Raw genomic sequence first — 1649 nt, 5'->3', positions numbered from 1 at the left:
CACATCCATCAACTTAAGGATTTAGACTATTTTTGAAGTTAAAAGCACGTTACTATTTTCTTATGTTAATGAGAAAGGGTGACGTGTTTTTTATGAATATGAATCAAAAACAAGAATTATCTTTATTCGCTGAAGAGTTATATCGATATATGTCTCCCGCTACACTTAATCAATTAGCCATAGAAGCAGGCGGAATGAAACGAAAACGTAAGTGCCACGGGCACCATTTCTTATCTTTGTGTGTATGGCTAAATCAACAAGTCGCTACTACCTCTCTTACTCAACTATGTAGTCAATTAGAAACTTCAACAGGAGTTTTATTAAGTCCGGAAGGACTTAATCGGCGATTTAACTCTGCTTCTGTAGCCTTCTTTCGAACTGTATTTACTACACTTCTACAAGCTAAAATTGGAGGCGTATCTAAGATTTCTCATTCTCTTTCTTCCTACTTTGAGCGCATTCGCATCCTTGATTCTACAACCTTTCAGGTTCCAGATCGATTCGCATCTACCTATCCTGGTGCCGGAGGATGTAGTCATAAAGCTGGTGTGAAAATTCAACTAGAGTATGACTTGTTGAGTGGGGAATTTTCTGATGTGAAAATTGAACCAGGAAAACGAAGTGATCAGGCGTATGGTGCGACTCGAACAGGCATGATACAAAAGAATGAGCTGTATATTCGTGACTTAGGATATTTTCGTCTACAAGACTTTAAGTCTATTCAAGACAAGCAGGGGTATTATTTATCTCGTCTTAAGTTACCAACTAAAATATATAGAAAAGAGTTCGAAACAGTGGTATTTAAAACAAAACCCTCTCAATTGAAACCAGTATATATACAAATTCATTTGGAAGACATTATGAAACAGCTACAACCTGGCCAAGTGTATGAATTACACGATGTATATGTAGGGAGTAAGGACAAATTGCCTACTCGTATTGTAGTTTATAGGTGTACCGAGGAGCAAAAACAGAAACGCCTACGTGACCGAGCTATTCGTGAAAAGAAAAAAGGAATTACATATACAGAGCGTACAAAGCTTTTACAAGGTATTACGGTATATATGACAAACATTCCTACGGAATGGGTACCAAAAGAGAAAATCTATGATTTATATTCATTACGTTGGCAAATTGAGCTGTTATTTAAAATATGGAAATCTTGGTTTCAAATTCATCGTTGTAAATCTATTAAACAAGAGCGATTAGAATGTCATCTTTATGGGCAACTCATTAGTATTCTATTATGTTCTTCTACTATGTTTAAAATGCGAGAACTCCTATTACGTAAGAAACAGAAAGAGCTAAGTGAATATAAAGCGATGTACATAATTAAGGATTATTTTTCACTTTTTTACCAAGCATTACACAAAAACACCCAAGAATTATCAAAGGTTCTCCTTCGTCTGTTTAACCTCCTACAGCACAACGGACGAAAATCTCATCGATACGAGAAAAAGACAGTCTTTGATATTTTGGGTGTTGTTTATGAGTATACCACTTCTACTCATCAGGTAGCATAGTAAAAAATTGAAACCCGTCAGGGTTTATTTGATATGCCCGCTTTTATAAAATCTACAAAAGATAATAAAAAACTATATGGAAAGACCGCATTTTGTTTAAAAATATACCTTAAGTTGATGGATGTG

Annotated in this window: 1 protein-coding gene; it reads left to right on the top strand. The window is 35.3% G+C overall.

Going from position 1 to position 1649, the window contains the following annotated elements:
- Positions 1-92: 92 nt before the first annotated feature.
- Positions 93-1523 carry an IS4 family transposase gene (locus MR168_RS32845; protein ID WP_001056973.1) on the top strand — a complete coding sequence of 477 codons (1431 nt, stop codon included), beginning with the start codon at positions 93-95 and terminating at the stop codon, positions 1521-1523.
- The last annotated feature ends 126 nt before the right edge of the window (positions 1524-1649 follow it).

It is taken from the genome of Bacillus cereus group sp. BfR-BA-01356, from assembly GCF_022663635.1.
GTDB lineage: Bacteria > Bacillota > Bacilli > Bacillales > Bacillaceae_G > Bacillus_A > Bacillus_A cereus.
This window is presented reverse-complemented; position numbering and strand designations above follow the sequence as displayed.

Coding starts and splice junctions, on each gene's coding strand:
- MR168_RS32845 (WP_001056973.1), top strand. CDS start 93: ATGAATATGAATCAAAAACAAGAATTATCTTTATTCGCTGAAGAGTTA.